Here is a 1,668-nt window from a genome sequence, read left to right on the forward strand (position 1 = left end):
CCTAAAATAGAAGTGCTTGGATTTTTCGATATGGCTGAATTGCACAAGGCCTCACAATAGGTTCCAAGAACGCCAGGAATAGAAAAACCCCTGCCTTTTTACAAAGGCAGGGGTTTTTAAGGTTTAATAGCCTGAAATCAGGACTTGGGTCCGGCTTTCAAAATATCGGCGTTTACACCGGCTTCGAACTTTTTAAAGTTTTCGTTAAACAACCCAATCAATTTAGCCTTGGTCGTCTCAAAACTCTCTTTATCTTCCCAGGTGGACTTGGGGTTGAGTACTTCCGAGGGAACCTCAGGGCAGCTTTGGGGAATTTCAAAACCAAAGGCTTCATCCTTTACAAATGATACATTGTCGAAATCCCCGCGGTGAATAGCATCGATCATAGCCCTGGTGTATTTGAGCTTGATTCTGGAGCCGACACCGTGACCACCTCCGGTCCATCCGGTATTCACCAACCAGGCATTTACCTTGTGCTCCTTCATTTTATCAGAGAGGAGCTCCGCGTATTTATTTGGGTGCCACATCATAAAGGCAGCCCCAAAACACGCGCTAAAGGTAGCCTGAGGTTCGGTAACCCCCATTTCAGTCCCCGCAACCTTTGCAGTGTACCCGGATATAAAATGATAACTCGCCTGCTCCGGGCTTAGTCGACTGACTGGTGGGAGCACACCAAAGGCATCACAAGTGAGAAAGATGATGTTTTTGGGATGCCCGGCCACACAGGGGATCTGAACATTTTCGATGTGTTCAATAGGATAGGACGCCCGGGTGTTCTGCGTAATGGAGGTGTCTGAATAATCCACCTGTCGGGTACTCTTATCGTAAACCAGGTTTTCCAGAACCGTTCCAAAGCGGATCGCATTAAAAATATCCGGTTCGCTCTCCGCCGAGAGATCAATCGCTTTTGCATAGCATCCGCCTTCGATATTAAAGGTGCCGTCGTCTGTCCAGCAATGTTCGTCATCCCCGATGAGTTTGCGCTTTGGATCGGCGCTCAGCGTGGTTTTACCTGTGCCGGAGAGTCCAAACAGCAGGGTTACATCCCCGGCCTCACCTACATTGGCAGAACAATGCATCGGCAGTACATCTTCAAGAGGCATCAGATAATTCATCACCCCGAATATTCCCTTTTTCATCTCCCCGGCATACTGGGTTCCCAGGATGACGATCTCCTTATTTTCCAAATTCACATCCACGGATGTCTTTGAGGTCATTTCAGAGGTATAGCTGTTGGCTGGAAAACCGCCTGCGTTAAATATGACGTAATCAGGAGTTCCAAAATCAGCCAGCTCAGCTGCCGTGGGCATGATCAGCATATTCTGCATAAACAGGGAGTGATAGGCACGGGTACATACGATACGGACCTTAATGCGGTATTTGGGATCCCAGCCTGCAAAGGCATCCACAACGAAGAGCCTTTCACAAATATTGAGATAGTCGATAGCGCGCTCCCGATTGACGAAATAAGTATGTTCGTCCAGGCCAATATTAATGGGCCCCCAGTCGATGTTTTTTTCAGATTCCGGGTTCCGTACTATTCGCTTGTCTTTCGGGCTCCGACCTGTTTTTTCACCTGAGTATACCATCAGGGCCCCAACATCCGAGATCGCTGTTCCGGCTTCGTTTCGTAAACCGATCTCGTATAATACAGGGACACTGCTATTT

1 protein-coding gene is annotated in these 1,668 nt (G+C 48.1%); it reads right to left on the bottom strand.

Annotated elements, in window-relative coordinates; genetic code table 11:
- Positions 1–137 precede the first annotated feature (137 nt).
- A partial coding sequence (gene pckA / locus WBV75_RS04865; protein ID WP_424119524.1) for a phosphoenolpyruvate carboxykinase (ATP) occupies positions 138–1,668 on the bottom strand: 1,531 nt, incomplete at its 5' end.

The sequence above is a fragment of the Robiginitalea sp. genome (assembly GCF_049588695.1).
Lineage (GTDB): Bacteria > Bacteroidota > Bacteroidia > Flavobacteriales > Flavobacteriaceae > Robiginitalea.